This is a genomic window from Paenibacillus sp. EC2-1, from assembly GCF_049311625.1.
In the GTDB taxonomy this organism is placed as follows: Bacteria; Bacillota; Bacilli; order Paenibacillales; family Paenibacillaceae; genus Paenibacillus_AQ.
In genome coordinates this window covers 5,408,712-5,435,083 of the sequence record NZ_CP186006.1, presented here as the reverse complement: position 1 = coordinate 5,435,083, position 26,372 = coordinate 5,408,712, and the positions used below count along the sequence as shown (strand labels likewise).

Annotated in this window: 22 protein-coding genes; 16 read left to right on the top strand and 6 right to left on the bottom strand. The window is 44.4% G+C overall.

Annotated features, from left to right (window positions below):
• Window positions 1-6 precede the first annotated feature (6 nt).
• The 5 genes from ACK8P5_RS25400 to ACK8P5_RS25380 all read left to right on the top strand — a co-directional run bounded on the left by ACK8P5_RS25400 (window position 7) and on the right by ACK8P5_RS25380 (window position 6,264).
• A complete protein-coding gene (locus ACK8P5_RS25400) occupies window positions 7-921 on the top strand; it encodes a DUF2232 domain-containing protein (protein ID WP_422658953.1) in 915 nt (304 codons plus the stop codon).
• An 11-nt stretch (window positions 922-932) separates the two neighbouring features.
• A complete protein-coding gene (locus ACK8P5_RS25395) occupies window positions 933-2,924 on the top strand; it encodes a DHH family phosphoesterase (protein ID WP_422658952.1) in 1,992 nt (663 codons plus the stop codon).
• A complete protein-coding gene (gene rplI / locus ACK8P5_RS25390) occupies window positions 2,921-3,364 on the top strand; it encodes a 50S ribosomal protein L9 (RefSeq protein WP_422658951.1) in 444 nt (147 codons plus the stop codon). The genes ACK8P5_RS25395 and rplI overlap by 4 nt, the downstream gene beginning before the upstream one ends.
• A gap of 1 nt (window position 3,365) precedes the next feature.
• Window positions 3,366-4,727 (top strand): replicative DNA helicase, encoded by a 1,362-nt coding sequence (gene dnaB / locus ACK8P5_RS25385; RefSeq protein ID WP_422658950.1) that lies wholly within the window; start codon window positions 3,366-3,368, stop codon window positions 4,725-4,727.
• Window positions 4,728-4,980: 253 nt separating this feature from the next.
• Window positions 4,981-6,264 carry an adenylosuccinate synthase gene (locus ACK8P5_RS25380; RefSeq protein ID WP_422658949.1) on the top strand — a complete coding sequence of 428 codons (1,284 nt, stop codon included), beginning with the start codon at window positions 4,981-4,983 and terminating at the stop codon, window positions 6,262-6,264.
• Window positions 6,265-6,593: 329 nt separating this feature from the next.
• Here the strand turns inward: ACK8P5_RS25380 and ACK8P5_RS25375 are convergent, their stop codons facing one another.
• From ACK8P5_RS25375 to ACK8P5_RS25360, 4 genes are all read right to left on the bottom strand, one after another.
• Window positions 6,594-7,283, bottom strand: coding sequence for an ABC transporter ATP-binding protein (locus tag ACK8P5_RS25375; protein ID WP_422658948.1), 690 nt, complete (start codon window positions 7,281-7,283; stop codon window positions 6,594-6,596).
• A complete protein-coding gene (locus ACK8P5_RS25370; RefSeq protein WP_422658947.1) occupies window positions 7,283-8,383 on the bottom strand; it encodes an ABC transporter permease in 1,101 nt (366 codons plus the stop codon). Before ACK8P5_RS25370 ends, ACK8P5_RS25375 begins: the two co-directional genes overlap by 1 nt.
• Window positions 8,384-8,487: 104 nt before the next feature.
• Window positions 8,488-9,870 carry an ATP-binding protein gene (locus ACK8P5_RS25365; RefSeq protein ID WP_422658946.1) on the bottom strand — a complete coding sequence of 461 codons (1,383 nt, stop codon included), beginning with the start codon at window positions 9,868-9,870 and terminating at the stop codon, window positions 8,488-8,490.
• Entirely contained in the window at window positions 9,867-10,544 is a 678-nt protein-coding gene (locus ACK8P5_RS25360) for a response regulator transcription factor (protein ID WP_422658945.1), read from the bottom strand. The genes ACK8P5_RS25365 and ACK8P5_RS25360 overlap by 4 nt, the downstream gene beginning before the upstream one ends.
• A 255-nt stretch (window positions 10,545-10,799) precedes the next feature.
• Here ACK8P5_RS25360 and ACK8P5_RS25355 point away from each other — a divergent pair, with 255 nt between their 5' ends.
• The 7 genes from ACK8P5_RS25355 (at window position 10,800) to ACK8P5_RS25325 (ending at window position 19,019) form a co-directional block, all read left to right on the top strand.
• Entirely contained in the window at window positions 10,800-11,474 is a 675-nt protein-coding gene (locus ACK8P5_RS25355) for a hypothetical protein (protein WP_422658944.1), read from the top strand.
• Between the two features lie 299 nt (window positions 11,475-11,773).
• Window positions 11,774-13,378, top strand: coding sequence for a peptidoglycan DD-metalloendopeptidase family protein (locus ACK8P5_RS25350; protein WP_422658943.1), 1,605 nt, complete (start codon window positions 11,774-11,776; stop codon window positions 13,376-13,378).
• Between the two features lie 213 nt (window positions 13,379-13,591).
• The gene (gene yycF / locus ACK8P5_RS25345) at window positions 13,592-14,323 is read left to right on the top strand and encodes a response regulator YycF (protein ID WP_422658942.1); all 732 of its coding nucleotides are present in this window, start codon (window positions 13,592-13,594) and stop codon (window positions 14,321-14,323) included.
• The gene (gene walK, locus ACK8P5_RS25340; RefSeq protein WP_422658941.1) at window positions 14,323-16,152 is read left to right on the top strand and encodes a cell wall metabolism sensor histidine kinase WalK; all 1,830 of its coding nucleotides are present in this window, start codon (window positions 14,323-14,325) and stop codon (window positions 16,150-16,152) included. Before yycF ends, walK begins: the two co-directional genes overlap by 1 nt.
• Entirely contained in the window at window positions 16,149-17,429 is a 1,281-nt protein-coding gene (locus tag ACK8P5_RS25335) for a YycH family regulatory protein (RefSeq protein ID WP_422658940.1), read from the top strand. Before walK ends, ACK8P5_RS25335 begins: the two co-directional genes overlap by 4 nt.
• 29 nt (window positions 17,430-17,458) lie before the next feature.
• Entirely contained in the window at window positions 17,459-18,208 is a 750-nt protein-coding gene (yycI, locus tag ACK8P5_RS25330; protein ID WP_422658939.1) for a two-component system regulatory protein YycI, read from the top strand.
• Between the two features lie 7 nt (window positions 18,209-18,215).
• On the top strand, window positions 18,216-19,019 hold the full coding sequence (locus tag ACK8P5_RS25325; protein ID WP_422658938.1) for an MBL fold metallo-hydrolase: 804 nt from the start codon (window positions 18,216-18,218) through the stop codon (window positions 19,017-19,019).
• Between the two features lie 10 nt (window positions 19,020-19,029).
• Here ACK8P5_RS25325 and ACK8P5_RS25320 read toward each other — a convergent pair whose 3' ends face one another.
• Complete coding sequence (locus ACK8P5_RS25320) at window positions 19,030-19,242, bottom strand: hypothetical protein (protein WP_422658937.1); 213 nt, start codon at window positions 19,240-19,242, stop codon at window positions 19,030-19,032.
• A gap of 597 nt (window positions 19,243-19,839) precedes the next feature.
• Between ACK8P5_RS25320 and ACK8P5_RS25315 the strand changes: the two genes are divergently transcribed.
• Together ACK8P5_RS25315 and ACK8P5_RS25310 are read left to right on the top strand one after the other, a co-directional pair.
• Window positions 19,840-21,213: a S1C family serine protease gene (locus ACK8P5_RS25315; protein WP_422658936.1), complete on the top strand. Its 1,374-nt coding sequence runs from the start codon at window positions 19,840-19,842 to the stop codon at window positions 21,211-21,213.
• A 169-nt stretch (window positions 21,214-21,382) separates the two neighbouring features.
• On the top strand, window positions 21,383-21,550 hold the full coding sequence (locus ACK8P5_RS25310; protein ID WP_422658935.1) for a CxxH/CxxC protein: 168 nt from the start codon (window positions 21,383-21,385) through the stop codon (window positions 21,548-21,550).
• A 50-nt stretch (window positions 21,551-21,600) separates the two neighbouring features.
• On the opposite strand, the gene ACK8P5_RS25305 is transcribed toward ACK8P5_RS25310, so the two are convergent.
• Window positions 21,601-22,641, bottom strand: coding sequence for a Gfo/Idh/MocA family protein (locus ACK8P5_RS25305; RefSeq protein ID WP_422658934.1), 1,041 nt, complete (start codon window positions 22,639-22,641; stop codon window positions 21,601-21,603).
• A 225-nt stretch (window positions 22,642-22,866) separates the two neighbouring features.
• Between ACK8P5_RS25305 and rlmH the strand changes: the two genes are divergently transcribed.
• Entirely contained in the window at window positions 22,867-23,346 is a 480-nt protein-coding gene (gene rlmH / locus ACK8P5_RS25300) for a 23S rRNA (pseudouridine(1915)-N(3))-methyltransferase RlmH (RefSeq protein WP_422658933.1), read from the top strand.
• 638 nt (window positions 23,347-23,984) lie between these two features.
• The gene (locus tag ACK8P5_RS25295) at window positions 23,985-26,234 is read left to right on the top strand and encodes a GTPase domain-containing protein (RefSeq protein ID WP_422658932.1); all 2,250 of its coding nucleotides are present in this window, start codon (window positions 23,985-23,987) and stop codon (window positions 26,232-26,234) included.
• Window positions 26,235-26,372 lie beyond the last annotated feature (138 nt).

Below are 26,372 nucleotides of genomic sequence, written 5' to 3'. Positions count from 1 at the left end.
ACATATTTGAAACAGCGTTGGACTACAGTGGTTTGGAGCGTTATATATTTAATACTCCTACTTTCTTTATTATCAGGATTTTCAATTGTAACGGCATTTCTGTTGATTCTGCCAGTTGCAATTCTTTTCACAGCACTTAATGTGAAATCGTTTATTTTGCACATTCTCCCCGTCTGGCTGGTGGTAGGATTTATTCATCCGATATACGTTATGCTGGCCGCGTATTTCTTAATTCCGGGTCTCGTAATGGGTTACATGTACCGAAAGCGTGCCCCAGCTATGCGAGTTCTGAAATACGGTATGTCGGCATTTCTGTTAGAAATGCTTCTGCTGCTTACGGTCGGAACCGCATTCTTTCAGCTTAACTTGTCAGAATACGTGGATGAAATCGTTAAGATGACGACAGCTCCATTGCAAGAGATGGGCGTAAACAGTGGAGTTGCAGGTCAAATCTGGACACCAGAAAATCTCGAAATGTTAAGTCAAAGAACGATGCAGATGGTGCCTTTTGCAATGATTATCAGCTCGTTCTTAATGACGGTTGTAACTCATGCATTGGCTCGTCCGATTCTGAACAGTATGGGGTACTCCGTGCCAGCTCTTAAGAAGGCTCGTGAATGGAGATTTCCTCGTTCTCTGATTTGGTATTACCTGCTGATCTGGATTATGAGTGCAGCGATTAAGGATTCAAGCAATACTTTCATTGAAATGATTGTATTGAATGCCATGCCTTTGCTGCAGTTTTGCTTTATGATTCAGGCGCTCGGATTCTTCTTCTATCTTACACATCAGAAGAAATGGCATCCGATTATTCCGTTTCTTGCGGCAATTCCGATTGTGCTCTTCCAACCCATGATTATACTCGGTATCTTGGATCTCGCGTTCCCATTGCGACAGTCCATAAGTAATAAAAAAAGATAGGGTGATCAGTCATGCCTAAATTTCTTCAGAAACGCTGGCACGGCTATCATACCGTCTGGGCGTTTGCACTTGTGCTTTTACTTGTTATTTGCTTGTCTATATACAATACCTGGCTCGGTATCATTGGGCTGTTACTAGCTGTTCTCAGTGGCTATGCCATGCTGAAGGCAGAAATGAAATTCCGCAGTGATCTGCTGGAATACATCGGTGGATTATCTTTTCGAATTCGCAGGGTTGAGGAAGAAGCAGTTAGTGTACTGCCGTTCGGCATTGTTCTCTATAGCGAGGATAAGACCGTTGAGTGGCACAACCAGTTCATGGTGGATATGTTCCCCAGTCAGACACTGGTCGGTATGCCGCTGAATGAGTTGTTTCCTAAGCTGACGGATGCTATGCGAGAGAAGAAGGAGTCCAAGGAGGGGTTCGAGGCCGAAATGCGGCTAGAGCTTCACCACGATAATAAATATTATGGAGCCACCGTTATTCCGGAGGAAAGACTCATATATCTGGATGAAATCACCGAGCTTGTTGTACTTCGTCAACGCTATGAGGATGAGCGGCTCGCTATTGGGATACTCATGCTTGATAACGTCGATGAAGCAGCTCAAGGTATGGATGATCAGCAGCGGACAGCATTGCTCGCTAAGGTAAGCAGTGAAGTCACGGACTGGGCTCGTGAGTTCAATATTTATCTGCGTCGACTTTCTTCGGAGCGCTTTTTAATGATGCTGAACAAGAAGGCTCTGGATGCGCTGGAGAATAGTCGATTTGTTATCCTAGATGAGGTCAGAGAAATGACAGCTGACCTGAAGGTGCCGCTCACACTTAGTGTTGGGCTGGCTTTTGGCTCAGAAGATGTAACAGAGCTTGGTCAACTTGCTCAATCAAGTCTCGATATGGCACTTGGACGTGGAGGCGATCAGGCAGCTGTTAAAGCAGGACAACGACTATCCTTTTATGGTGGGAAATCAAACGCTGTTGAGAAGCGGACTCGGGTCCGTGCACGCGTCATTTCGCATGCATTGCGCGATCTTATGCAGGAAAGTGATCGCGTTATTATTATGGGTCACAAACTGCCTGATATGGACGTCATCGGCGCTTCGATCGGCGTATTGAAAGCAGCACAGTTGTATAAGGTCGAGGCTCATATTGTACTCGAAGGCATGAATCCATCTGTGAAACGGATTATGGATGAGGTCCGCAAAGACGAAAATCTTATGAGCCGATTTATTTCGCCTGAACAGGGTATGCAAATGCTAACGCCTCATACGCTGCTTGTGATTGTTGATACGCATAAAGCATCCATGACCATGGAGCCTCGTCTTGTGAAGCAGGCAAGTCGGGTCGTTGTCATCGATCATCACCGCCGGGGTGAGGAATTTATCAATGATGCGGTGCTTGTGTATCTCGAGCCATATGCATCATCGGCCTGTGAGCTCGTAACAGAGGTTCTCCAGTACATTCATGACCGGGTATCCCTATCTCCACTAGAGGCCACGTCGCTTCTAGCAGGAATTACGGTAGATACGAAGCATTATGCACTGCATACCGGATCACGTACCTTCGAGGCCGCTGGGTTCCTCAGACGGCATGGTGCAGATACAATGATGATTCAACGGGTGTTAAAAGAAGATTTGTCAGAATTTATAGCTAAGGCTGAGATCGTAAAACATGCTAGAATGGTATATGGGCATATCGCACTTGCTGTAACACATAAAGGGGAGAAGATTCCCCAACTACTTATTGCACAGGCGGCGGATATGCTGCTGAATATGACGGATGTTCAGGCTTCCTTTGTTATTGGTGAACGGTCTGATGGACTTATAGGAATCAGTGCGCGCTCCATGGGCCGTATGAACGTCCAGGTCGTCATGGAACGTCTTGGCGGCGGTGGTCATTTAACAAATGCCGCAGTACAGTTAAGCATGACGATGGAAGAAGCGGAAGCCGCGCTGCTGGAAGTACTGGCAGACATTGAATCGAAAGAGGGGTTATTTGAATGAAAGTTATTTTTATAAAAGATATGAAGGGTCAAGGCAAGAAGGGTCAGGTTAAAGAGGTATCGGAAGGCTATGCACAAAATTTCTTGTTTCCACGTGGTGTAGCTCGACCTGCTACAGAAGGCAACATGAAAACATTGGAGCAGCAAAATGCATCTGAACAAAAGCGTAAGCAGCAAGAGAAGGATGAGGCTATTGCTCTTGGTAAGCAGCTTGAAGAGATGACAGTATCCGTGAAAGCTAAATCCGGTGAAGGCGGTCGTCTATTCGGAGCTATTACAAGTAAGCAAATTGCAGAAACCCTTGCAGCACAAAATATTAAAATTGATAAACGTAAAATTGAATTGAGTGAACCGATTCGCCATCTGGGTGTAACTCAGGTACCTGTGAAACTTCACCCTGAGGTTAAAGCGACACTCAAGGTTCAAATAACGGAGGAATAGAATGGGCGGAGAACTCTATTTCGATCGGATGCCTCCCCAGAATCTCGAAGCGGAGCAGGCAGTACTAGGTGCTGTATTGTTACAAGGCGAGGCGCTGATCACAGCGATGGAGCGGGTACAGAGCGAGGATTTCTACGATAAGACGCATCAGATGATCTACGAGGTAATGGTGCAGCTTGGAGAAGAGAACCAGCCGATCGATCTGGTGACCCTCACCTCCCGGCTCCAAGATAAAGGACAGCTTGAGGAAATCGGAGGGGTAAGTTACTTAGCTAAACTTGCCCACGGTGTACCTACAGCTGCGAACGTAGAGTATTATGCGCAGATCATCGAAGAGAAATCGATGCTTCGTCGTCTAATCCGCACAGCAACTCAAATCGTAAGTGAAGGTTATACCGGAGGCGAGGATGTATCCGGTATGCTGAGCGAAGCAGAACGACGCATCCTGGAAATCTCCAACCGCCGTACAGGTAGTGGATTTATCGCGATTCGGGATGTATTGATGGAAGTATTCGAAAAGGTGGAGGGGCTATACCAAAACCGAGGCAATACAACAGGTATTCCATCAGGATTCGTCGATCTGGATAAGATGACAAGTGGATTTCAGCGAAACGATCTTATCATTGTTGCGGCCCGTCCATCTGTAGGTAAAACGGCGTTCGCACTAAATATCGCCCAGAACGTGGCTATTCGTGCTAAAGAGACTGTGGCGATATTTAGTCTGGAGATGTCCGCTCCTCAGCTCGTACAGCGTATGATCTGTGCTGAGGCGAATCTCGATGCTAATGTGATGCGTAATGGTGATTTCAAAGGGGACGAGGATTGGTCGAAGTTGACGATGGGCATTGCAGCTCTATCTGAAGCTGAGATCTATATTGATGATACACCGGGTGTTACAGTTGCTGATATCCGTGCCAAATGCCGTCGCCTGAAGAAAGAGAAGGGTCTAGGTATGATTCTTATCGATTACCTCCAGCTCATTCACGGCCGCGGTAAGCCTGGTGAGAACCGACAACAGGAAGTATCCGAAATATCCCGTACACTGAAGCAAATTGCGCGTGAGCTGGAAGTTCCGGTTATTGCCTTGTCCCAGCTCAGTCGGGGTGTTGAACAGCGTCAAGATAAGCGTCCGATGATGAGTGACTTGCGGGAATCTGGTTCGATCGAGCAGGATGCCGACATTGTCGCGTTTCTATACCGGGATGACTATTACAATCAGGAAACGGAAAAGAAAAACATCATCGAGATCATTATTGCTAAACAGCGTAACGGGCCTGTAGGAACGGTAGAGCTGGTGTTCTTGAAGAACTTCAATAAATTCGTCAATTATGAACGAACTCATGCCGATGCTTTTGCAGGTTAGCGGGGCCTATTTTCTTAATTTCATATACCTACGACTTAAGCTCGAGATATTCTAGTTATAAGTCGTCCCAATTCCGAACAATCGTACATGTCTATGTATGATTGTTCGTTTTTTTATTTGACATTAAAAAAAGGGGCTGGTACACTATTATTGCTGCTCAAAGGGCAGACTGATGTGTAAATAGTTTCGTGTGAATTGAAGTTAAATATGAAATCTATATAAGGTGATTTAATCACCGAGCGGAGGAATGAATATGTCAACGGTAGTCGTTGTGGGAACACAATGGGGAGACGAAGGAAAAGGGAAGATCACGGACTATCTAGCGGAGAGCGCTGACGTGGTAGCCCGCTACCAGGGCGGTAATAATGCCGGCCATACTATTCTGATTGACGGTAAAAAGTTCAAGCTTAGCTTGATTCCATCCGGCGTATTTTATAAAGAAAAAACTTGTGTGATCGGCAATGGTATGGTTATTAATCCAGCCGCACTTCTTGAAGAAATTAAATACATTCATGATAATGGTTTCGACACCGATAATCTGGTGATCAGTGACCGCGCGCATGTCATCCTACCTTATCACATGGTACTCGATGCGCTTGAGGAAGATCGTAGAGGTCCTAACAAGATTGGTACGACGCGTAAAGGGATTGGCCCAGCTTACATGGATAAAGCAGCACGTAACGGTATTCGAATCGCTGATCTGATGGATGCTGAGGAATTCGAGCTGAAATTGCGCCATATGATGAAAGAGAAGAACGACGTGATTAAGCAAATGTACGGTGGCGAAGAGCTGGATGTTGAAGAAACATTAACGCAGTATCTTGCTTATGCTGAAGAGATCCGCCGTTATGTGCGTGATACTTCAGTTATACTTAACGATGCTATCGATGCTGATGAGAAAGTGCTGTTCGAAGGCGCTCAAGGCGTTATGCTGGATATTGACCAAGGAACGTATCCGTTCGTTACATCCTCGAACCCATCGGCTGGTGGTGTATGTATCGGTTCCGGTGTGGGTCCATCGAAGATTCAACAGGTAATCGGTGTGGCTAAGTCCTACACTACACGTGTTGGAGATGGTCCATTCCCGACAGAACTGGATAATGAGATCGGTAATTATATTCGTGAAAAAGGTCATGAGTATGGAACTGTAACGGGCCGTGCACGTCGCGTAGGTTGGTTCGACAGCGTAGTTGTACGTCATGCACGCCGTGTTAGTGGAATTACAGGCCTGTCTCTGAACTCCTTGGACGTACTAAGTGGTCTAGAAACCGTGAAGATTTGTACAGCTTACAAATATCGTGGTGAGGAAATTACGCATTACCCAGCTAGCTTGAAAATGCTCGCAGAGTGTGAAGCTGTTTATGAAGAGCTTCCAGGCTGGAGCGAGGATATTACTGGGGCGAAGACACTTGAAGACCTTCCGGAAAATACGCGCCGTTATGTGGAGCGTGTTGCAGAATTAACAGGTATTCCGATCGCGATCTTCTCGGTTGGACGTAACCGTGAACAGACGAATCAAGTACTTCCTATTTATTAATCAATAAGACATTAAAATATATGATTACAAGAAGGAAGGAAGCCCGCTGATCATTGGCGGGCTTCCTTCCTTGTCAGCAGATGACTAAAACTAGATGAATAGAGGAAAATATCCTTTATTTGGCAGTATGTATCCCTATACTGCTTATCAATTAAGTCTATAATCAATACATTGAAGCCTTGAGAGACTATGCAAGCGGTAAGGTAGAATGTTTACGATGGATTTGGGGATCCTGCGGAGGCCGCTTGCTGTTCTATGTAGGGCTTAATATATAGTGAAACATGAAACAGGGAGGACCTCTTCAGATGAAGAGGTCCTCCCTGTTTATATTATTGTTTTTTAGGTTGTTCTGAGAGCTTTCCGTCCTCGATATACACCACACGGTCGCATAAATCGAGCATCCGTTTATCGTGAGTAACCATAACTGCTGCTTTCTGGCGCAGCTTCACTTCGTCTGCAAGCATCTGTACAACGGATCGTCCGCGTTCAGAGTCTAGACTTGCTGTAGGCTCGTCCGCTAGAATAAGCTCCGGATCGTTCATCCATGCACGTGCAATAGCTACACGCTGACGCTCACCACCGGAGAGACTTTCCGGATAGGAATCAGAACGATGGGCGAGACCAAGTCTTTTTAACAGATCATCTGCACGCTCTTCACTCTCACGATTTGGCTTACCCGCGAGCTTCGAAATAAGCAGTAGCTGATCACGAACCGTTAAATATGGAATTAAGTTAGATGATTGAAAAATAAATCCGATATTATCAAGTCGAATCTTGTTCATCTGTTTCGCTGACTGCTTCCCAACCTCTTTATCCCCGATAATAATTCTACCTTTGCTTGGAGATAACAGGGCACCTGCGATAGAAAGAAAGGTACTCTTACCTGAACCTGAAGGTCCAACAATGGCAACGAACTCGCCTGCTTTGACTTGTAAAGATACATCATTTAGAACTTTTACAGAGGTATCTCCATCTCCAAACTCCTTGGTCACATGTTCGAGAACTAATTTATTACTCATTATGCAGCCCTCCCAATAGCTTCGATTGCATCAATTTTGATCACCCGGTAAAGCGAAATTAGCGATCCGATCAGTGAAACGAATAGGAACAATCCAGAGGTGAGCAGCACCATAGATGGTGTGAGTACAAATGGAAGTCCGTTGCCGATCAGAGCGGCTACACCATAAGTAAGGGCAATACTGATGACCAGACTGATAACCGATAGAAGCAGGACCTGCATGATGAGGTTCTTGGCTAAGTAACCTGATTGTGCACCGATGGCTTTTAGGACACCGAATTGGTTCATTTTTTGAATGGTAATAACATAGAAGAATACAGCCAGAACAAAAGCGGCAATGATATACAAGAACGCAATCATCATCATAAGGGAGCCTTGCTCCTCTTTAAATCCTGGAATTCCTTGAAGTGCATCGTCTTTCGTAATAACATCGACGCTCGAAACCTGCTGAGCCAATTGATCAGCTTGATCACTATTTGCAGTTAGAGCAATCGCATTAAAGAATAGTCCGCGGCCGGAGTCTGTATTATGAATCGATTCCCAGCCTTTGTAGTTCATGTGAAGAACAGGAGCATGGCTGAAGGATTGGCCTTCTGTAAAACCTACGATCGTGAACGTTTTGCCAGAGGCTTGATCGACTACCTGATCACCAAGTTTGAAGTCTTCTTCCTTCAGCGAGCGATCAGCAAGAATCTCGTCGGCTTTCTCTTTGTTAATCATCGAACCTTCTACCACTTTAGGAGCAAGTTTCTGGTCCGTATCGATAGCGAAGAATGCAGCGTCTACTTTAGCAGTAGAGTTACTGCGAGTGACTGTGGTCATCTGAACACCAAGAGGAGTGATAGCTTCTTCACCAGCTACATCCTGAATTTCTTTGAAATCTTTCTCCGTCAGTACGGAACGATTGAGCCGATTATCCGCTTCTTTTTGAAGAACAAGATAGTCAGCTTTCATATTTTGGATTGAAGAGGCATTGTCTGATGCAAGGCCCTGAGCAAGACCGGTTACGAATAGTACAAGCCAGGCGATCAGAACCATAATAAATCCAATTAATAAATAACGTAGCTTTGAATGCTTAAGCTCACGCAAGGCTAGAAACATGGTTGCTTCATCTCCATTTCTGTAGATACTGCCAAATGTTTTGGCTATGACTACAGTATAGGAAGACTATATGAACGGAGCATGAACTGAGTCTGAGGACGTGATTAAACGACCGGAAGTAAGACGCGGAATGTCGTACCTTTGCCGAGTTCACTCTCCACTTCGATATGCCCTTGATGGAGATCAACGATCTTTTTGGTGATGGATAGGCCAAGTCCGGTGCTCGTTTCTTTACGATTTCGAGCAGCATCGGCTTTATAGAATCGATTAAAAATATGTGGCAGGTCGGATTGTGCGATCCCAATGCCTGTATCGGATATCTCGACACCACAATGGTCATCCTGCCGATAGATACGTATGGATATCGTTCCACCGACATCTGTAAATTTCACGCAGTTTGTGATCAGGTTAATCCACACTTGATGAAGCAGTTGTTGATCTCCGTATATAAAAAGGGAAGGAAGCTCTAAATCGATCGCTAAATCCTTACTACGCCAGCTCCATTCCGTGACGGATAGCACCTGCTTGATCTGAGCCGCCAAATCAAAGGTGGTCTTCTCTAGAATATGTTCCTCTTTATCAAGCGAAGCGAGCATAAGCAGCTGCTTACTTAATTGGGACATCCGCCGACTTTCGTCCTCGATAATGGAGAGATAATGCTGACGCTGTTCTTCGGAAAGACCTGGCGATGTCTGCAGTGTCTGAGAAAAGCCTTGAATGGATGCTAGTGGCGATTGGATCTCATGAGATACATTGGACACGAATTCCTGTCGCATCTGCTCAAGCTGTTCTAAGCCCTTAGCCATATGTGAGAAATGGTTCGCTAACTTTCCGATTTCATCCCGTCGTTTAACATTGAGCTTCAGATCATATTTCCCTTGAGAAATACGTTTGGTGGCTTCGGTCAGACGCACAATAGGCTTTACGATGTGGCGGGTAATAATACCGACCAGAAGGATGCTTAATAGAAAGGATATGAGCATAATAATCGAGAAAAAGATGCGCATCTCACCGAACTGCACCGTCACATCGGGGCGAAGGAAGAGCGCGTAAGTCACACCCTGGATGCTGATTGGCACACCGATTGAATTCATAAGATCATTGTCAAAGAAACCTGTAATGAACAACTTCGAGGGGAAGTTTAGTATCCCGTGGTATGTCTGCCCGCTAACGACTTGCTGTATAACCTCCGGATCAATGTTTTTCCCTCTGAATTCCCCGCCATAAAATGCACCAGCTCCATCAGCGTTCACAAGATAGATCTGGTAACCGAGCTTACCCATATGCGTTAAATAACTGTCAACATCAATGTCCGGATTCTGCTTGTAAAAACTTTCGATATCATAAGCCATTGCCGTGATTTTCTGGTCGTTAAAAGGCTTTAAATTGTACTGATAATATACATTAGATAGTACGAATGCGATCACACTACTCAGCATCATAATCCAAATCGTTGTAATGACGATTCGTGAATAGAGAGTCTTCACTTAGGCGTGACCTCCAATTTGTAACCGACTCCCCGCACCGTACGAATGGTGAAATCATCACCTCGATCTGCAAACCGCTCTCGAAGTCGTTTAATATGTACATCCACTGTGCGATCATCACCATCAAAATCCGAACCCCAAATGAGCTGAATCAATTCATCTCGTGTAAATGTTCGATCTGGGTAGCTTGCAAGCTGTGAGAGCAGCTCGAACTCTTTCATAGGGAGCATTAATACTTTATCGTGCCCATATACCTCAAAGCTTTTTCGGTCGATTGTTGTGTTGTTTAGGTGGATCTTGTCTGCGCTAACCATTTGGTAACGACGTAGAAGGGCCTTGATGCGAAATAGTAATTCTTTTGGTTCAAAGGGCTTTGTAACATAGTCGTCAGTCCCTACGGCAAAGCCTTTTTCCTTATCTAGAAGCTGATCCTTGGCTGTTAATAAAATGACGGGAAAATCATAATCATTTCGTATTTCTTCGGTCAACTGATATCCATCTTTGTTCGGCATCATGACATCGACGACTGCAAGATGGATCTGTTCCTTAGCCAAGCAAGCTGAAGCCTCTTCGCCATCAGAAGCCTCAAATACAACATAGCCTTCGAGTTGAAGATGGTATCGTAACAATTCCCGGATATGAGAATCGTCATCTGCAATTAATACGTGAACCATAATTGAGTGGACCTCCTAGAATGGTATAAATAGAAACTTGAATTATTGTCATCATAGCACGAGCCTAGTTTAGCCCAAAATAATATAAAGCATAAGAGGATCCTTTTCAGAGAGAGATCTAAATTAAACGGTAATAAAAATGTTGAGAATCGGGTAGCTTAAGAGGTTGAACCTTCAGCATGCGGTCCATACTGGATAAGGAGGAGACTTGTGACCTCGTCATTTCGGACCATGCATAAGAAGGAGGTAAAGCACATGAAGCTGATGAAATGGCTGCTTAAAATCAGTCTTACGGCAGTGCTTGTAAGTACACTAACCATACTGACAACAGGAATCGTAGTAAATGCCTACCTGCAATCGGTTTTGGCCAGCTTTAATATTCAGTTGGAAGGCCAGCCGATGGGTGTGGGGGGCATTATGAAAAATATACTTGGTATGAACGGATCGAGTGCAGATAAGGCAGAGGACAATGTAGAAGAGGGAAGCACACAGAACGGTGCGACACCTGACTCATCAGGGTCTAAAGATGATACCTCCGGTTCGAAAGATTTAAATGGGCAAGGTAGCAGCAACACAGGGGAAGGGGGATCCACAGATGAATCGGGTGGGAACTCTGAAGCTGTAGATGGAGAAACTCCTCCTGAGGATTCCTTACCGGTCATGGGTCAGATTGGGCAATCAGCAGCGGATCAGCAGGTTGTCATGACACCTGACGAAATGGTTGATAAGAAGAGTAGTCTTACAGCGCAAGAGAAAGAGGAAATCTTCACACTGTTAATGACCAAATTGCCACAGGAAGAAATGCAGAAAATATCAGAAGCGATGGAGGACGGATTAACAGCCGCTGAACTGGATGAAATACAAAGTGGTATTTCAAAATATTTAAGTGAAGAAGAATTCCAAAAGCTTATGACGATGCTTCAGAAATAGGTCTGAGTCCTTGTAGGGCTTGGTTTGTCATCATTTTGTCATCGATCAAAAAATACAAATACAGGAAGTTACCTCAAACCCGCGTCCCGCGTGGGTTTTTTCTGCTGAATGCAGACTTGATCCTGTCCTAAAAGCTGTGGTAAAGTTAATTGGTGTTGAAAAGGTTAAGATTTTGAAACCTTTTGATGAAATATCATAAACAAGCCTATAAGATATGGCACCATATATAATCGCTCGACAAGAACCCACATGAAGCACGAATAGTACATAGGGATATAGGGCTGAAAAAGGAGAGAAACATGAAAGGTTTTAAAGATACGAGGTGGTTTGACAGCATCAAGCGCACGCTTAAAGCTGATCGTTCCGCCAAAGATAATGAACACTCTAAGCATGAATCCGATAATCAGACAGATACGGCACCAAAAAGTTGGATATCGTCCTACAAGTGGATCCTGATCCCAGCAGGAACGCTGCTTATTGCAGGGTCCGTTTTTTTCGCGGGACGTGAGTATGTGAATGCAAATACAGTACCGTTTTACCACGTATATGTGAATGGTGAGAATATAGGTACAATTCAGGATGATGAACAGCTGGACAAGCTGTTTGAAGAGAAGCAGAAATTCTATCAAGAGAAATACCCAGATGCGAACATGGTTCTAAATACCGAAGGTGTCACAACGAAAGTGGACCGGGAGTTTAAACCAGAGGTAAAGAGCGAAGAAACGCTGACTAAGCTGGATGGCATGTTGAAAGCCTATGCTCGCGGGGTGGAATTGAAGGTTAACGGTGAGACCGTTGCAATCGTGAAGGATCAGCAGACAGCACAAGCTGCTATTGAGGCAGCGAAGTCCAAGTATGCGCCAGGAGCTGTAGAAACCAAGTCCAAAATTGCAACCGTTGCATATAAAGCGAACACGGCTTCTTCTGCTAAGAGTGGCGATAAGGCTAATAATATTAAATCAGTTCAGGTGAAAGAGGATCTTTCCTTCTCTCATACAAAGGCTGATCCCAATAAAGTATTAGATGTAAAAGAAGCCGTAAACGCACTTACAGCCATGAAGGAAGAGCCTATTGTTTACAAGGTTAAAGAAGGTGACACGATCTCCTCCATCGCTAAAGCCCATGGTATGAAGCGTGCTGAGGTGGTTGCCCTTAATCCGGGACTTCAAGAGAAGTATCTCCAGATTGGTGCAGAGCTTGAGCTCAGTAGACCAGTCGCTCCGTTGACGGTTCGCACAGTGGAGACCGTAACGGAGAAGATGGCAAGCAAACCTGAAACAATCGTTCGCACCAGTGCAGAATTGCCGAAAGGTAAACGCAAGGTTGTACGCCCAGGGCGTGATGGAGTGAAGACAGTTAGTTACACCGTAACTAAAGAGAATGGTAAGGTTGTCTCCAAGCAGTGGACTGGTCAGCAAGTCGTTAAGGAATCACTACCTGAGGTTGTGTATAAGGGAACGAAGGTAGAAGAGAAGAAAAAGACGGTGACAACGACCAAGACGGTAGCTAAGTCACCTTCAGTTACTAAACCATCGACTTCGAGCAGGATGTTCGCATGGCCGGTAAGCGGGGCGCGCATTACGAGTTCCTATGGTCAGCGCTGGGGCCGGACACATGAAGGTACAGACATGGTAGGCGGACGTACAATCATGGCTGCGGCCGGAGGTAAGGTCGTGTTCGCTGGACGCCAAGGAAGCTATGGCAATGCGGTAATCGTAGATCACGGCAATGGCTACCAGACGCTATATGGACATATGAGCAGTATTGCTGTTCGCAGCGGGCAATCCGTGGCACAGGGAAGCAAGCTTGGAATTATGGGTAGTACAGGCCGCTCTACAGGTATTCATCTCCATTTCGAAATTCGTAAAAATGGAGTGCAATTAAACCCAATGAAATATTTATAATCCTGTGTTATACTGGGTTTACTAGTGACGACATAAGCCATTATTGGTTCATATATCATAACTTAGTTAACATGGCCGCTCCTATTATGGGGGCGGCCATGTTATTGTTGTGAAAAGGGCTCTTTTTACAACGGTAGGCGGATGTTTGGGATCGTCAGGTATGATAAAATAGAGCGAAGACCGTTCAAGTGAGAGTATGAGGTGAATAGCTATATGCAGGGTACCATTCTGGTGGTGGATGACGAACAGCCCATCGCCGATATATTGAAATTTAATCTCGAAAAAGAGGGCTATGAGGTAATTTGCGCATTTGACGGGATCAGTGCAGTAGAGCTTGCGCTATCAAAACGTCCTGATCTGATGCTGCTCGATTTGATGTTGCCGGGAAAAGACGGAATGGATGTATGCCGCGAGGTGCGGGCTGCTAACTTGCATATTCCAATTATCATGCTGACTGCTAAGGACGGAGAGATTGATAAAGTACTTGGTCTTGAGCTCGGTGCCGATGATTATGTGACCAAGCCTTTCAGTACGCGAGAGCTGCTGGCACGAGTGAAAGCTCAGATGCGACGTCAGCATAAAGCAGATAGTCCGGCGGATAACAACGGCTCCTCTGAAGCTAATAAGCAAGGACTGCGTCTGTTTGAACTATTTATTGATACAGATATGTATATGGTATATAAAGGCGGGGAAGCGCTCGATCTGACGCACCGTGAGTATGAGCTGGTTTATTATTTAGCCAAGAATGCCGGAAAAGTAATGACGCGTGAACATCTATTGCAGGCCGTTTGGGGTTTTGAGTATTTTGGTGATGTACGTACGGTCGATGTAACCATTCGCCGGCTGCGTGAGAAGATTGAGGAGAATCCGAGTAAGCCGGAGTATATTTTGACGCGGCGGGGGCTTGGCTATTTGATGCGCAGTTCCAAAAATGGAGGACTGTAATGAAGTGGCTCTCCTTCTTTCGCACGATTCAGGCGAAGGTCATCATTATATATGTGCTGCTGATCTTGATTGCGATGCAGTTGATCGGTGTTTACTTTGTGAGTGCTATGAAAAACTCCTTAACGAGCAACTTTACGACCGATCTACAGGAGCGGGCAGAGCTGATGTCTGTACTTGCAGCGAAGACGCTCGCCGGTGGCAGTGAATCGGATGAAGATCCGGAAGAAAGCCTACAAGTGATGGTCAGCAATCTGTTCAATATGGATGGCGCAGAGATTCAGGTGCTCGATGCAACCGGAAAAGTGCTCACCACATCGCTGCTGTCGCATGCAGACTATGTAGGCAATAAGAATACGCAGACGGTAGTTAGCCGCGCGCTACAGGGCATTGTAGATAATGAGGAATATATTATCGATGATGATGGCACTCGTAAGAAAGTAGTGGCCAAGCCTGTCATTCATAATGGAAAAATCGTTGGTGCGATCTATATCGTGGCCAGTATGAGTGAGCTGTATGGGACGATGCAGCGGATTAATAATATTTTTATATCCGGTATCCTGTTAGCGCTTGGTCTAACGGCGGTGCTTGGGGTTATTCTATCCCACACCATTACCCATCCGATTAAGGAATTGACTCGTCATGCGCGTGCGGTGGCCGAGGGCCGCTTCACCGAGAAGACGCCTGTATTCGGAAGCGATGAAATTGGCCAACTCAGTCAGGCTTTTAATTATATGACGAGCCGGTTACGGGAAGCTCTGTCCCAGAACGAGGAAGAGAAGGAGAAACTTGCTTCCATTCTCACGAACATGAGTGATGGTGTGATTGCGACCGATGAAGGGGGCCGTGTTATCCTCATGAACCGTCGTGCTGGGCAGATGCTTGGTGTGGAGGGGGAAGAGCTGGCTGGTCGTGAAATTGGCACGCTGCTAGGTCTTCCGGAGCCTGAGGCAGAGTCGTTAGCCCGAGGGGGTAGTGATTCGAAACTGCTGGAGATCACGCCGAATGAAGGCGGGGAACCGTTTATGATGCGGGTAACCTTCACGCCAATTCATCGGCGGGAGATTGGCATTACCGGCACGATTGCTGTATTACAAGATGTTACGGAGCAAGAGAAGTTGGAAGCTTCACGCCGTGAATTCGTTGCGAATGTATCGCATGAACTGCGCACACCTCTGACTACGATCAAGAGTTATACGGAGGCACTGGAGGATGGGGCGCTAGAAGACAAGCAGATGGCACCGCGCTTTGTGGGTGTTATTCAGAATGAGACAGGCCGGATGATTCGGCTGGTCACCGATCTACTGCATTTATCACGACTGGATTCCAAAGAAAGCGCGCTGCGCAAACAGCTAGTGGATATTGCGGAGATGCTCGAAGATGTGGAGGACCGGTTCTCGTTTCAGATGCAGCAAAAAAATGTACGGACGATCATTGATGCGAAACCGGGCGTATCGACCGCGATGCTTGATCGTGATGGGATTGATCAGGTGCTCGATAATCTGATCTCGAACGCTCTTAAATATACGCCTGATGGAGGCACGATTACGATGGAGGCAAGTGTGACAGAGGATGGCAGTATGTTATCTCTGTCCGTGGCGGATACCGGAATCGGCATTCCGAAGAAGGATTTAGACCGGATATTTGAACGCTTCTACAGGGTAGATAAGGCCCGAACTCGGAATATGGGTGGAACCGGACTTGGGTTGTCCATTGCCCGGGAAATTGTAAGAGTACATGGCGGGAGTATCTCTCTCCAATCTGAGCTTGAAAAAGGCACGAAGGTTACCTTCACGCTGCCTCTGAATGATGAAGGGAGGGAGCCGATGTGAAGGAACGATTGAAGACCGCAGCACTGCTAGTATTAGTGCTTGGCAGTCTGGTACAGAGCTATTTTCTCATCTATCGTCTTCCTGGCAGTGATTCGGTGGTGCAAGCTGAGACTCCATACATCAAGACAGAGGCTATGGGGCCAGATGAGAAAGCAGAAAACTTAATTTATCCGAAGAAAATCATCATACACTTGGGCGGCGATAAGCACACGGTGTTCTATCCCGAGCAAATGTTCTACGACCTTGTTTATAACCGGCTTAAAGGACGGGAGTTTGATAGCTTTCAGCGACGTACCGTAAACAATATGGACTGGACCAAGCTGCGTGCAAGTAGTAAAGGGATTGAGCTGAGCTTTGGCTCCGGTATGCCTGTGACGCTGCTTCAGAAGGTGATGCAGATCAAGCCGGATTCCTTGTTTGAAGGGGAAAGCATCGATAAAATGTGGCTCTATAGTATAGATGGGGAACCCAAAGTGCATGCGTTATTCTTCAGTACTGAAGGGGATGTCGTCTATGAAGCTGCTCAAGTAGACTTGACGGTGCAAGATGTTCATCAACTGGTTGATTTCGGGCGGGACTGGGTTCCATATACGATGGAGGATGACGCTTCCTTCTATTTACCGGAGGAGCAGCTGAGCATGGTGAGTCTGGAGCTGCCAATTGGTATGTACACGGTGGAACAAATGCAGCGAAGCTTATTCTTTGATCCGAGTATTACCCGAAATATTAGAGAGCGAGATGGGTCGGAGATTTACACAGACAGTAAACGTAGTCTGCAGGTGGATGAAAAACAGAATTGGATCAACTATACAGACCCAGCAGCACCACCATCTGGCGATAGTAGCCCTGGCAAAGACGTTCTGTCAGCCATTGATTTCGTGAACCAGCATGGGGGTTGGAACGGTGGTTACCGTATGAGCCAATCGAAGGACATTGAAGATCGAACCATGGTGGAGTTTCAGCAGTATCACCGTGGATACCCGATTCTTAACACGCCAGATTTTAATTATGGCACGATGAAGCTAGAGCTGCAGAATGGGACAGTAACTTCTTATGAGCGGTCTCTCCTATATGTAGAGACAGATGAACAGAAGAAGAAAATTGTGAAGCTAGCAGCAGGAGATAAGCTGCGTGAGAAGATTGATATCATGTCCAAGAAGATGAAAATCATAGATTTAGAGCCGGTATACTTGCCATTAATCACAGAGTCGGGGTTATGGCTAAGACCAGCATGGGCTGTTCAGCTTCCAAATGGCAGTATGAAGGTAATCGAGTAAAGCACAAATGGAGATGAGGGGGGAAGTTTATGGATTGGGGACGGGCTAAAAATGTATTGATCTATGCATTCCTCCTGCTGAACCTGGTGCTGGGCTATCAGTTGTGGATGGATTACCGGGAGCAGGCCGGCTCCAATCTTGACTTCACTTCCCTATCTGAGAATACGCAGCGGGTTATGGAAGAGAACCGGATTCAGGTATTGAGTCCGATCCCCTCTGAGACGCCGCAGCTACCGAAGATTGCTTATAAGTACAGTGTTCCAAGACAAGGCAAGCCGGTAGAGCTAGAAGAGCCAGTAGAAACAAAACTCATCTATTCGGATCAGAAGCAACTTGTAGATGCACTGGAATCACAAATACCTGATATAACGGAATATCGCCATGATCAATATTCTGATAAAGAGAATGCTTTTGTATTTCGGCCGATGGTGAATGGTGAATGGCCACTTTTTAATGTGGAATTGGAGCTGTTTCATGAGAGTCAGAAGATAGAATCGTTCCGCAAGCCTGTGCTAGAGATTCTATCTACGAATGATATGGAGGAGCAGAAGGTACTATCTGCCTCCAAGGCACTAGGTACGCTCATTGAGCGAAATTTCATTCCACCAAGGTCATCCGTCAAGGAGATACAGCTTGGTTATTACGGACAGATGTTTAATACCGATGTGGAGCTTGCCGCACCGGCATGGCGATTTACACTGGATAATGGAGAAATGATCTACGTCCAAGGGATTAGTGGAGATGTATTCACACCTAAGGCGGAGAAAGTAAAGGAGTAACAAAGTTATGGGGATATCTTTTTCCGTGCTGTCGAGCGGCTCAACGGGCAATGCAACGGTTGTCCGAAATGAGGACACGACACTTCTAATCGATGCCGGGCTTAGTGCACGGCGGATTGACGAACTTCTGAAGGAGCGTGACATGTCCGGCGAAGAGATTGATGGGATATTGGTTACGCATGAGCATTCCGACCATATTAAAGGACTGGGCGCAGTTGCCCGTAAATATAATCTTCCGATCTATGCGAACGAGAAGACTTGGGAGGCCATCAATCGGTCAGTCGGCAAGATTGCGGAAGAGAACCGGGTTGTACTGGACAGTCATGAGGTGAAGGATCTTGGAACCCTTCGCGTAGAACCTTTTGAAATCTCACACGATGCTGCGGCACCAGTGGGTTATTGCTTCTATGATGGAGATGAGAAGCTAGGTGTAGCTACAGACCTCGGATATGTAAGTGACAAAGTGAAAAAAGCGATTGAAGGCTGTGATGTACTGGTTCTTGAAGCGAATCATGACATTGAAATGCTCCGTATGGGACGATATCCATGGAACACCAAGCGCCGTATTCTCGGCGATATGGGTCACTTATCGAATGTATCGGCAGGCGATGCACTTAGTGAGCTGCTCACTGGAGATACGAAGCGGGCTTATCTGGCTCACCTTAGCCTGGACCACAACATGATGGATCTTGCCAAAATGACGGTTCGGGATACGATGGAGGATAACGGTTGCTTCTTCAAGGACAGTGAATTTAAGTTATGTGATACGTACTATAATAAATCCACCCCGTGGGATAAATTAAAGGAATAGTTATTACCTATTATGCATTAGGATAAGAAGGGTGAGACATAAACTGATCAAGTTCCTCAGCTTTGCGTGCGATCTCTTCACGAGTTAGCAGTCCTTTATCGATTAACAGCTCGATGATGGTGCTAATAGCAAGGGTGCTCTGATAGTGCTCATCCTTTAAATCCCCCAGCTTTGCCGCGATATGTACGAAATCCATAGCTGATCCTGCACTATAACGTTCCATAATGAAATTCCTCCTTATATGATTGATGTAGAGCATCATTTTCCAAAGAATAACGTTCCAAAGTGAGCTAGAAAAACTGACGTGAACCTATGCCGTTATGGTACAATGAACGAAGAATACAGGCTTGAAATCTATGAATCTGGCAATCTCTGATTCGTCTTTCATAGAGGCTTGTTTCTATTGTAGTCCCCACTTTGGAAAAACATTCCCGTTTTTCACAAAAAGATTGTTTTTTTCATGGATATTCATCAAAAAGGGCGCTTATGATGGGCCACATGGTGGTATAAATAGATAGGAACATATTTACAAAAATTATCCCGGTACATACCAGTCCTGATTGAATTTGCGATTGCTCGTAAAAAGGGGTGTCGAGCTACACAACTTTGACCGATAAGTATGTATAATCGCCCACGAGGTGCAACTTTTTGATTCACATAAGTGTTTATTACTATATAGAATGTGCTGAAGACGGACACTCGGTTATTGCCTTGGGCCGGTGCAGGAACCTGATGGGCGGGAGAATGGGTTCCGAAGACGAGAGTTGTTATAGCGCAGGATGCATCTTGTCGTGTAACGACGAAGGGGAGAGGGATCGCGATGGGATTGTTTGATGATGATTTTTATTCGACAAAAGTATCCAGACGTAGTAAAAAAATCAGCGAGGAGCGCCCGGAACGGGTCAAATGGCGCGCAAGTCGCAGACGTAGAAGCTTATCTACACTCCAGATCTCAGCGATCAGCTCGGTATGCAGTGCGCTCATTGCCATTTTTTTGTTCAGCCTGTTAACTGGGCATCCATCTACCTCCTCCAGAATCGCCATAACGAACGGTCATCCCGTATCCCAGAGTGATGGTGATCCGTATGAACGCTTGGTGAATGCAGCAGCGAAGGTTCGCCCCGCAGTCGTCAGCATCGTTACGCATAAGGATCCAGAGCCGGTCATTCCGGAAGAACAGGATGGCAAGGAGTTGGAAGAAGGCGCTGAGCCAGAATCAGGTGACTTGGAAGAGTTACCGGAAGATTTCGATCTGGGGGAAGATTTCGATTTCGGTGAGGATTTTGATTTTGGTGATGATTTCGCAGCAGAGAATTCGGCTTTAGGATCCGGCGTTATTTTCAAAAAAATCGAAGGTAAGGCCTATGTTATTACGAACAATCACGTTATTGATGGCGCGGATTCACTTGAAGTTGTGACGATCAACGGAGAGACCAAAAAAGCTACTTTGGTTGGCACTGACCGCGTGAGTGATATTGCCGTGTTAGCTATCGATAGCAAGGGCATTGGCGATGTTGCTGAATTCGGAGATTCATCCAAGCTTCGTCTTGGCGAGACGGTATTTGCCATTGGTAACCCACTTGGACTCGGTGATACGCTAACTTCAGGAATTATCAGTTATACCAAACGAATTATCCCGGTATCACTGAACCAAGATGGTGTGTTCGATTGGGAGACTGAGGTGATCCAGACGGATGCAGCGATTAACGAAGGGAACAGCGGCGGTGCGCTTGTGGATCTGAACGGTAAAGTGATTGGGATCAACACGATGAAGATCGCAGATACGGGCGTAGAAGGCTTAGGATTTGCCATTCCAACGAACGATGTGACTGAAATTGTGAAGGAATTGATTCTGAAAGGCAAGATTGCCCGTCCATATCTGGGTGTATACACTGTAGACCTTAGTAACCCTTATGCTCCCATGAGCAAACAGGAGATTAAGGACCTGAAGCTGCCTAAGACGGTGACGGAAGGTGTTGTCGTACTTGATGCATTAGGACCGGCAAAGGATGCAGGACTGAAGCTGAACGATGTGATTACGAAGTTTAACGGTAAACCGATTCATACGACACTGGATCTGCGCAAGTTTCTGTACCGTGACACGAAGATCGGCGACAAGCTGGATGTGACTTTTTACCGTGGTGGCAAGGAACAGAGCTTGAAGGTATTATTGGAAGAGAAACCAGAGGAATAATGTGGGAGGGCGTGATATTCGCGCCCTTTTTCTGCAGGAATCCTGCCGATTCCCGGCTGTTTCGACAAAAGCATTTCTTTTTCTCAGATAGTGTGGTAGAACAGAAGAGTGGCTATACTTTTAAATATCAGGCACAACAGGATGCGAAAGACAGAAAGGATGCTTATAAATGTACGTCGTATGCAAGGAACATGTGGAGCTAGCGATCGAGAATTTCGTGGATGAGTACGAGGAAGCCCCGGACGTTGTCGATTTGAAGGAGACGGAGTTCTCAGACTGGGACCCACCGGTGAAGTGCGCGGAGTGCGAGAAGCATGCGGAGTTTTTGGTTGTTTAGAAGGTTAGGGATACAAGCATAGATGGATATGAATGAAAAAGCGTGAGCATTCACGCTTTTTTTGTTGTATAAATATTGCCTATTATTTTCTCGATAGCGAGTTGGTTCGCATGTCCATCTACAATTGTCGGTAAATCTTTATCTTTTTTATTATTAGCAATGTAGTCATATACCTTATCTAAAAAGGTGTAAAATGCGGGATAATAAGCCTGAGCTTCAACTGACAGGGTGGATGGTGCTGTAATAGGAATAGGACTAGGTATTTCTTGGAGAGGTTCATTTGCTCTGCCATACCACAATGTTTTATCGTTAATAATTTGAAGTGTACCACTGCTACCAAACATCTTCAGATTAGAGCCGAATGCATGATTAATTCCCGATAAGAATTGAATGGAGAAAGTAGATCCACTCCTCATAGTACCATGAATAAAAAATGCATCGTCTGCATCCCTCTGTTCGCCAGAACCTAGTGGGACATGGGTATGGGTTAAACCATGAATCTGTTCAATCTCATCATCTTCTAACCATCGTAAACAATCAATCATATGTGTGCCTAATGCACCTAACATACCTCCAAACTGATTTTTCTCTCCCATCCAACCCCGCACAGTAGATTGAAGTTTTTGGTATTCTGGACTAGAAATATGATATTCCAGATGAAGTAATGTACCAATGGCATGGTGTGATAAGAGTTCTTTAGCCTTTTGACGAATTGCGAGGTATCTCCATTCAAAATCAATAAAAATCTTAACTTCATTAGTATTAGATAGATTTAGCAAGTCATTAGATTCTTGGCTGTTCATTGTGAATGGTTTCTCACAAATAACATGGACTCCTTTATTCATGGCATGTCGAACCATACTATAGTGATACTTAGGTAAAGAGCTGATAATAATTAAGTCAAGTTTTTCATGGTCCAGCATCTGAATCCAATCCGTATAGTGAACAGGAAGTGTTTTTTCTCTTGACTCTTCAGTTAACTTGTGGCGGTTCATTGTACTTACAGCCACTAACTTCATGCTTGGGTGAGTTAGTATAATAGGTGCTTGTACCCGCAATCCAAACCCTCCGCCAATTATCCCAACTCTCATATGGATCACTCCCCCTACATAAATAATAAGCCTCTAGTACATCAGTATTGTAATGGTTATAAATGTTAAATGGCAAATATATTACTTTGAAGATTAGTCATGTGTAAAGGAAGTTGCTTATTACATTGGAGATCGTGTAAGTAAGAAGGTATTGAACTTTATACGCAATGACCATCATGTTAGAATGAACGACAGAATAGGACTAGAATAAGGAGCGGTTACGCTATGAATATACAAATCGTATGTGTTGGTAAGTTGAAAGAGAAATATCTGGTGCAGGGGATTGCAGAGTATAGCAAACGTCTAGCACCTTATGTGCGTCTGACTGTACACGAGGTGCCAGATGAGAAAGCGCCGGAGAACATGAGCGAAGCCGAAATGCGCCAGGTGCAGGAGAAAGAGGGAGCGGGGATCTTGAGTCACATTAAGCAGGATGCCCACGTCGTTGCCCTGGCCATCGGAGGTCAGTTGTGGTCCAGCGAAGAGCTTGCTGCCCATATCGACAAGCTTGGCACCTACGGGACAAGCACCGTCGCCTTTGTGATCGGCGGCTCGAATGGATTGTCGGCGGAAGTACTGAAGCGTGCGCAGACGAAGCTGAGCTTCGGGCGGATGACCTTGCCGCATCAGCTGATGCGGTTGGTGCTGGTGGAGCAGGTGTACCGGGCGGTGAAGATTAATCGGGGGGAGCCTTATCATAAGTAGGGCGAAATTTTAATGATAATTTTACACTGAGAGCGGTCTGAATTTGAGTTCGGTTATTTATATTGCCAAAACTTGGGCGTTGTGCTAAGTTGTATATTAAGATATGAAGCTTTATTGAAGGTTGTATCCTTAGATACAATAAATATAAAGCCGAGCCATATTCATCCAATGACTAGTCATGGTTGATACAGGCACAAACGGAGGAATTTTTGCCGTACTGTGTCCTTAGACACTGTACGGCTTTTCGTTTTACCTGTACATTGCTCGAATGTCGATAAGAATTTATCGAAGGGAGCATTTACAATGAAATTGTTTTACCAAACGTTTAGCTCGCAAAATGAGGTGCTGGATTATCTGCACAATCATTCTTCTCCCAGCCTGCTTTTTCCGTTAAAATCAGGAAAGTTTTATGTTGTTAGTATCATTAGAACTAGATGTGCTTCACATATTAAGAAGCATATATATGTGTTCGTCTTGTACTGTAAACTGAAAACAACCAAGACAACTGGGCGTGTCTATGAGTCAAGTTGTGAAACTCGTAAGTATTATTAAGAGTTAAAGGTAGGCGCCCATTTAAATAAGCGCCTACCAATTATTGTTCTTATTATGAGTAAATATTTTTAGAAAGGGAGTAAGCAATGAATACAACTAACAGTTCTAGAAGTTTTAGAGAAATTTCACCGACAGACGCTTTGATGCGTTCCCAACAATACCCGTCAACTAGTATAATTGGTCCCTCTGGCGCGGGGAAAACAGCTTTTATTAATGCAGTTTTTAATAAAAACTTATCAAAAATTCTAAAAATCGGTGTGGGTGATAAGAATCAAACGACCTTGTTTACCTGTAATTTTGTCTTAGATTCGCGTATTTCTGAAGATAAGTTTGCATTTAAAGTGCGGACCCAACCATTTGATTATAAACGCATTGTTACTATTGTGGTGGATGCATTATGCGACCTTTTCTGGAAAAATGATTACAGTGCGGAGGAAACGGTAAGAAACATAAGTGACAGCTGGTTGCTACATCATGTTTTAGAGCCTGCTAAAGCAACATATCGTCTTAGTGAAATTAAGGAGCAAATAAGTATAGAAGAGCTAAAAGATGCTGTTCTATTGATTTTAAAGAATATGGAAACCTATCAAGGCTCGTCGTTTGAAGATCTACTAAAAGAAAAGAAGAAGGAGCCATCTTTGAAAGCTTTTAAAAATCCAGAGATACGACAACAACTCTTTACAACATTATGGGACAATACTGATCAAATAATCAAAGGTTACTTTCAAGAGTGGTTGCAATCAGTTGAAAAAGTTGTTTGGATGGAATTTTGCAAGCAATTTCAATATGAATGGACGGGTGAACCACCAGCAGATCTATTGTTAGAAGGCAGTGTTTTAGAAACCGAAAAAGCTAATGCACTAAGACAAATTTTCAATCCCAAAGCACCATATAGTTTAATTATACGTGAAGCTTATCTTGCTTGCAGGCCGCATGAAGAATTGTACAAAGATAAGGCATATGATTTAAGTGAACCACCGTTCCGACTTTGTTTAAGAGATACTGTCGGGGTTAATCAAAGTGCTAATGATATGCAAACTATTCAAGAAGGTATTGAAGTTGGATTAACTTATCGAGCAAATTCTCTTTTAATTCTGTTAAATCTTGAAGATAGGGATGACACTTTAAAGCCTTTTTGTAATATTATTCATGATCAGTTAGAGAAAAAATCGTCAACACAGCATAAATCAGTATATGTTTTATTTACCAAGGGGGATAAGTTAATTGGAACAAGGGTATCACAAAAGACTAATAATCTTGTGATAGGTCAAAAAGATTATAATGAAAACATTATAGAAACTATATTAGAGGTTGAAGAAAAGGCAGAACAATTCGTAAATATGATTGGTCGATGTGATGCTAGATGGATTTCACTTCGTTATTATGAGAAGGAAGACGACCCAATTCAAAAGGCACTAGAAGAATACGACAATAAGAGACTCATGAAAGAGTTAAGAGAATCACATAAAATTAAACTAATGGCAGATCAAGCGTTTAAACCAATCGGTCTTTATAGTATTCTCGAACAAATGACTAAATCGATTTTGGACAGTATGTTGCCACCTGGAATGGCAAAGCCACATTATGTTTCTGTTCCAGATCGTAATAAGGTTGCAATTGAATTATTTGTTGATAAAACAAGAATATTGGAGAAGCTTACTGCAGTTAAGAAAGTGCTTACTCAAGAAAAGATAAACGTAAATGCGTACTTATTCCCATCAGAACCTGTGGCACCAAATTATCTAGAAATTTCACCATGGACAGTGAACGCATATTGGAGCAAATTACAGCTTGGATTGGGACATAATTCAAAATCAGATCCAGGGAAATATCTGAATATTAGTATTAATATGAAGAGCCTTGTCTACCGCTCGTTGACTGCATATATGAGTATTGAGCAGTTGTATAATATGGATGCTGTATCGGTATCGGCAGCAAACTTAAAAGGTGATCTTACTGAATTGGAAGGTATTCTTAATGCTCTTCAAATTAATCAATTGTCTCAGGAAACTAAAGCTCAATTTTCTGAAGAAGGATCTTTATTTAGAAGGTATGAACAAGTTCTTAATGAGAAGTTGAAAGAGTATTTCTCACAACCGTATCGTCAACTACAGGTTTTAGATGCAGTAGCACAGCAACTGACTTTTGGTAACCAAAAAGTTATTGATAGACTGGAAAGTGTATACGGTGCTCAGTATAGTCACGATCGTTCAATGCGTCGTGTGCAAAATGAGCTTTACAAATTATTTTCTAGTGAAGAATTTAACGATCTTCTTGTTGAGGAAGTTGGAAGAACAATGACTGAAATGATAAATAAATTATTTATCACCGTATAGTTTTCTGAAGATATTAGTCATATTAGAATTCTACATTTGTCTCTGTAGAAGGTGTTCCGAATGCTGCGTCTCTATATCATTGATAAGTACAAAGTCTGCTTCCCGGTCTCCTCGTTAAAGGAGAGCTCAATGTGGTTA

What these genes read in the sequence shown, in the direction of transcription:
- ACK8P5_RS25315 (WP_422658936.1), top strand. Translation starts at nt 19,840, where the DNA reads ATGGGATTGTTTGATGATGATTTTTATTCGACAAAAGTATCCAGACGT.
- walK (WP_422658941.1), top strand. Translation starts at nt 14,323, where the DNA reads ATGAAGTGGCTCTCCTTCTTTCGCACGATTCAGGCGAAGGTCATCATT.
- ACK8P5_RS25350 (WP_422658943.1), top strand. Translation starts at nt 11,774, where the DNA reads ATGAAAGGTTTTAAAGATACGAGGTGGTTTGACAGCATCAAGCGCACG.
- ACK8P5_RS25325 (WP_422658938.1), top strand. Translation starts at nt 18,216, where the DNA reads ATGGGGATATCTTTTTCCGTGCTGTCGAGCGGCTCAACGGGCAATGCA.
- yycI (WP_422658939.1), top strand. Translation starts at nt 17,459, where the DNA reads ATGGATTGGGGACGGGCTAAAAATGTATTGATCTATGCATTCCTCCTG.
- ACK8P5_RS25395 (WP_422658952.1), top strand. Translation starts at nt 933, where the DNA reads ATGCCTAAATTTCTTCAGAAACGCTGGCACGGCTATCATACCGTCTGG.
- ACK8P5_RS25380 (WP_422658949.1), top strand. Translation starts at nt 4,981, where the DNA reads ATGTCAACGGTAGTCGTTGTGGGAACACAATGGGGAGACGAAGGAAAA.
- ACK8P5_RS25375 (WP_422658948.1), bottom strand. Translation starts at nt 7,283, where the DNA reads ATGAGTAATAAATTAGTTCTCGAACATGTGACCAAGGAGTTTGGAGAT.
- ACK8P5_RS25370 (WP_422658947.1), bottom strand. Translation starts at nt 8,383, where the DNA reads ATGTTTCTAGCCTTGCGTGAGCTTAAGCATTCAAAGCTACGTTATTTA.
- ACK8P5_RS25360 (WP_422658945.1), bottom strand. Translation starts at nt 10,544, where the DNA reads ATGGTTCACGTATTAATTGCAGATGACGATTCTCATATCCGGGAATTG.
- rplI (WP_422658951.1), top strand. Translation starts at nt 2,921, where the DNA reads ATGAAAGTTATTTTTATAAAAGATATGAAGGGTCAAGGCAAGAAGGGT.
- ACK8P5_RS25305 (WP_422658934.1), bottom strand. Translation starts at nt 22,641, where the DNA reads ATGAGAGTTGGGATAATTGGCGGAGGGTTTGGATTGCGGGTACAAGCA.
- ACK8P5_RS25355 (WP_422658944.1), top strand. Translation starts at nt 10,800, where the DNA reads ATGAAGCTGATGAAATGGCTGCTTAAAATCAGTCTTACGGCAGTGCTT.
- ACK8P5_RS25310 (WP_422658935.1), top strand. Translation starts at nt 21,383, where the DNA reads ATGTACGTCGTATGCAAGGAACATGTGGAGCTAGCGATCGAGAATTTC.
- ACK8P5_RS25320 (WP_422658937.1), bottom strand. Translation starts at nt 19,242, where the DNA reads ATGGAACGTTATAGTGCAGGATCAGCTATGGATTTCGTACATATCGCG.
- yycF (WP_422658942.1), top strand. Translation starts at nt 13,592, where the DNA reads ATGCAGGGTACCATTCTGGTGGTGGATGACGAACAGCCCATCGCCGAT.
- rlmH (WP_422658933.1), top strand. Translation starts at nt 22,867, where the DNA reads ATGAATATACAAATCGTATGTGTTGGTAAGTTGAAAGAGAAATATCTG.
- ACK8P5_RS25295 (WP_422658932.1), top strand. Translation starts at nt 23,985, where the DNA reads ATGAATACAACTAACAGTTCTAGAAGTTTTAGAGAAATTTCACCGACA.
- dnaB (WP_422658950.1), top strand. Translation starts at nt 3,366, where the DNA reads ATGGGCGGAGAACTCTATTTCGATCGGATGCCTCCCCAGAATCTCGAA.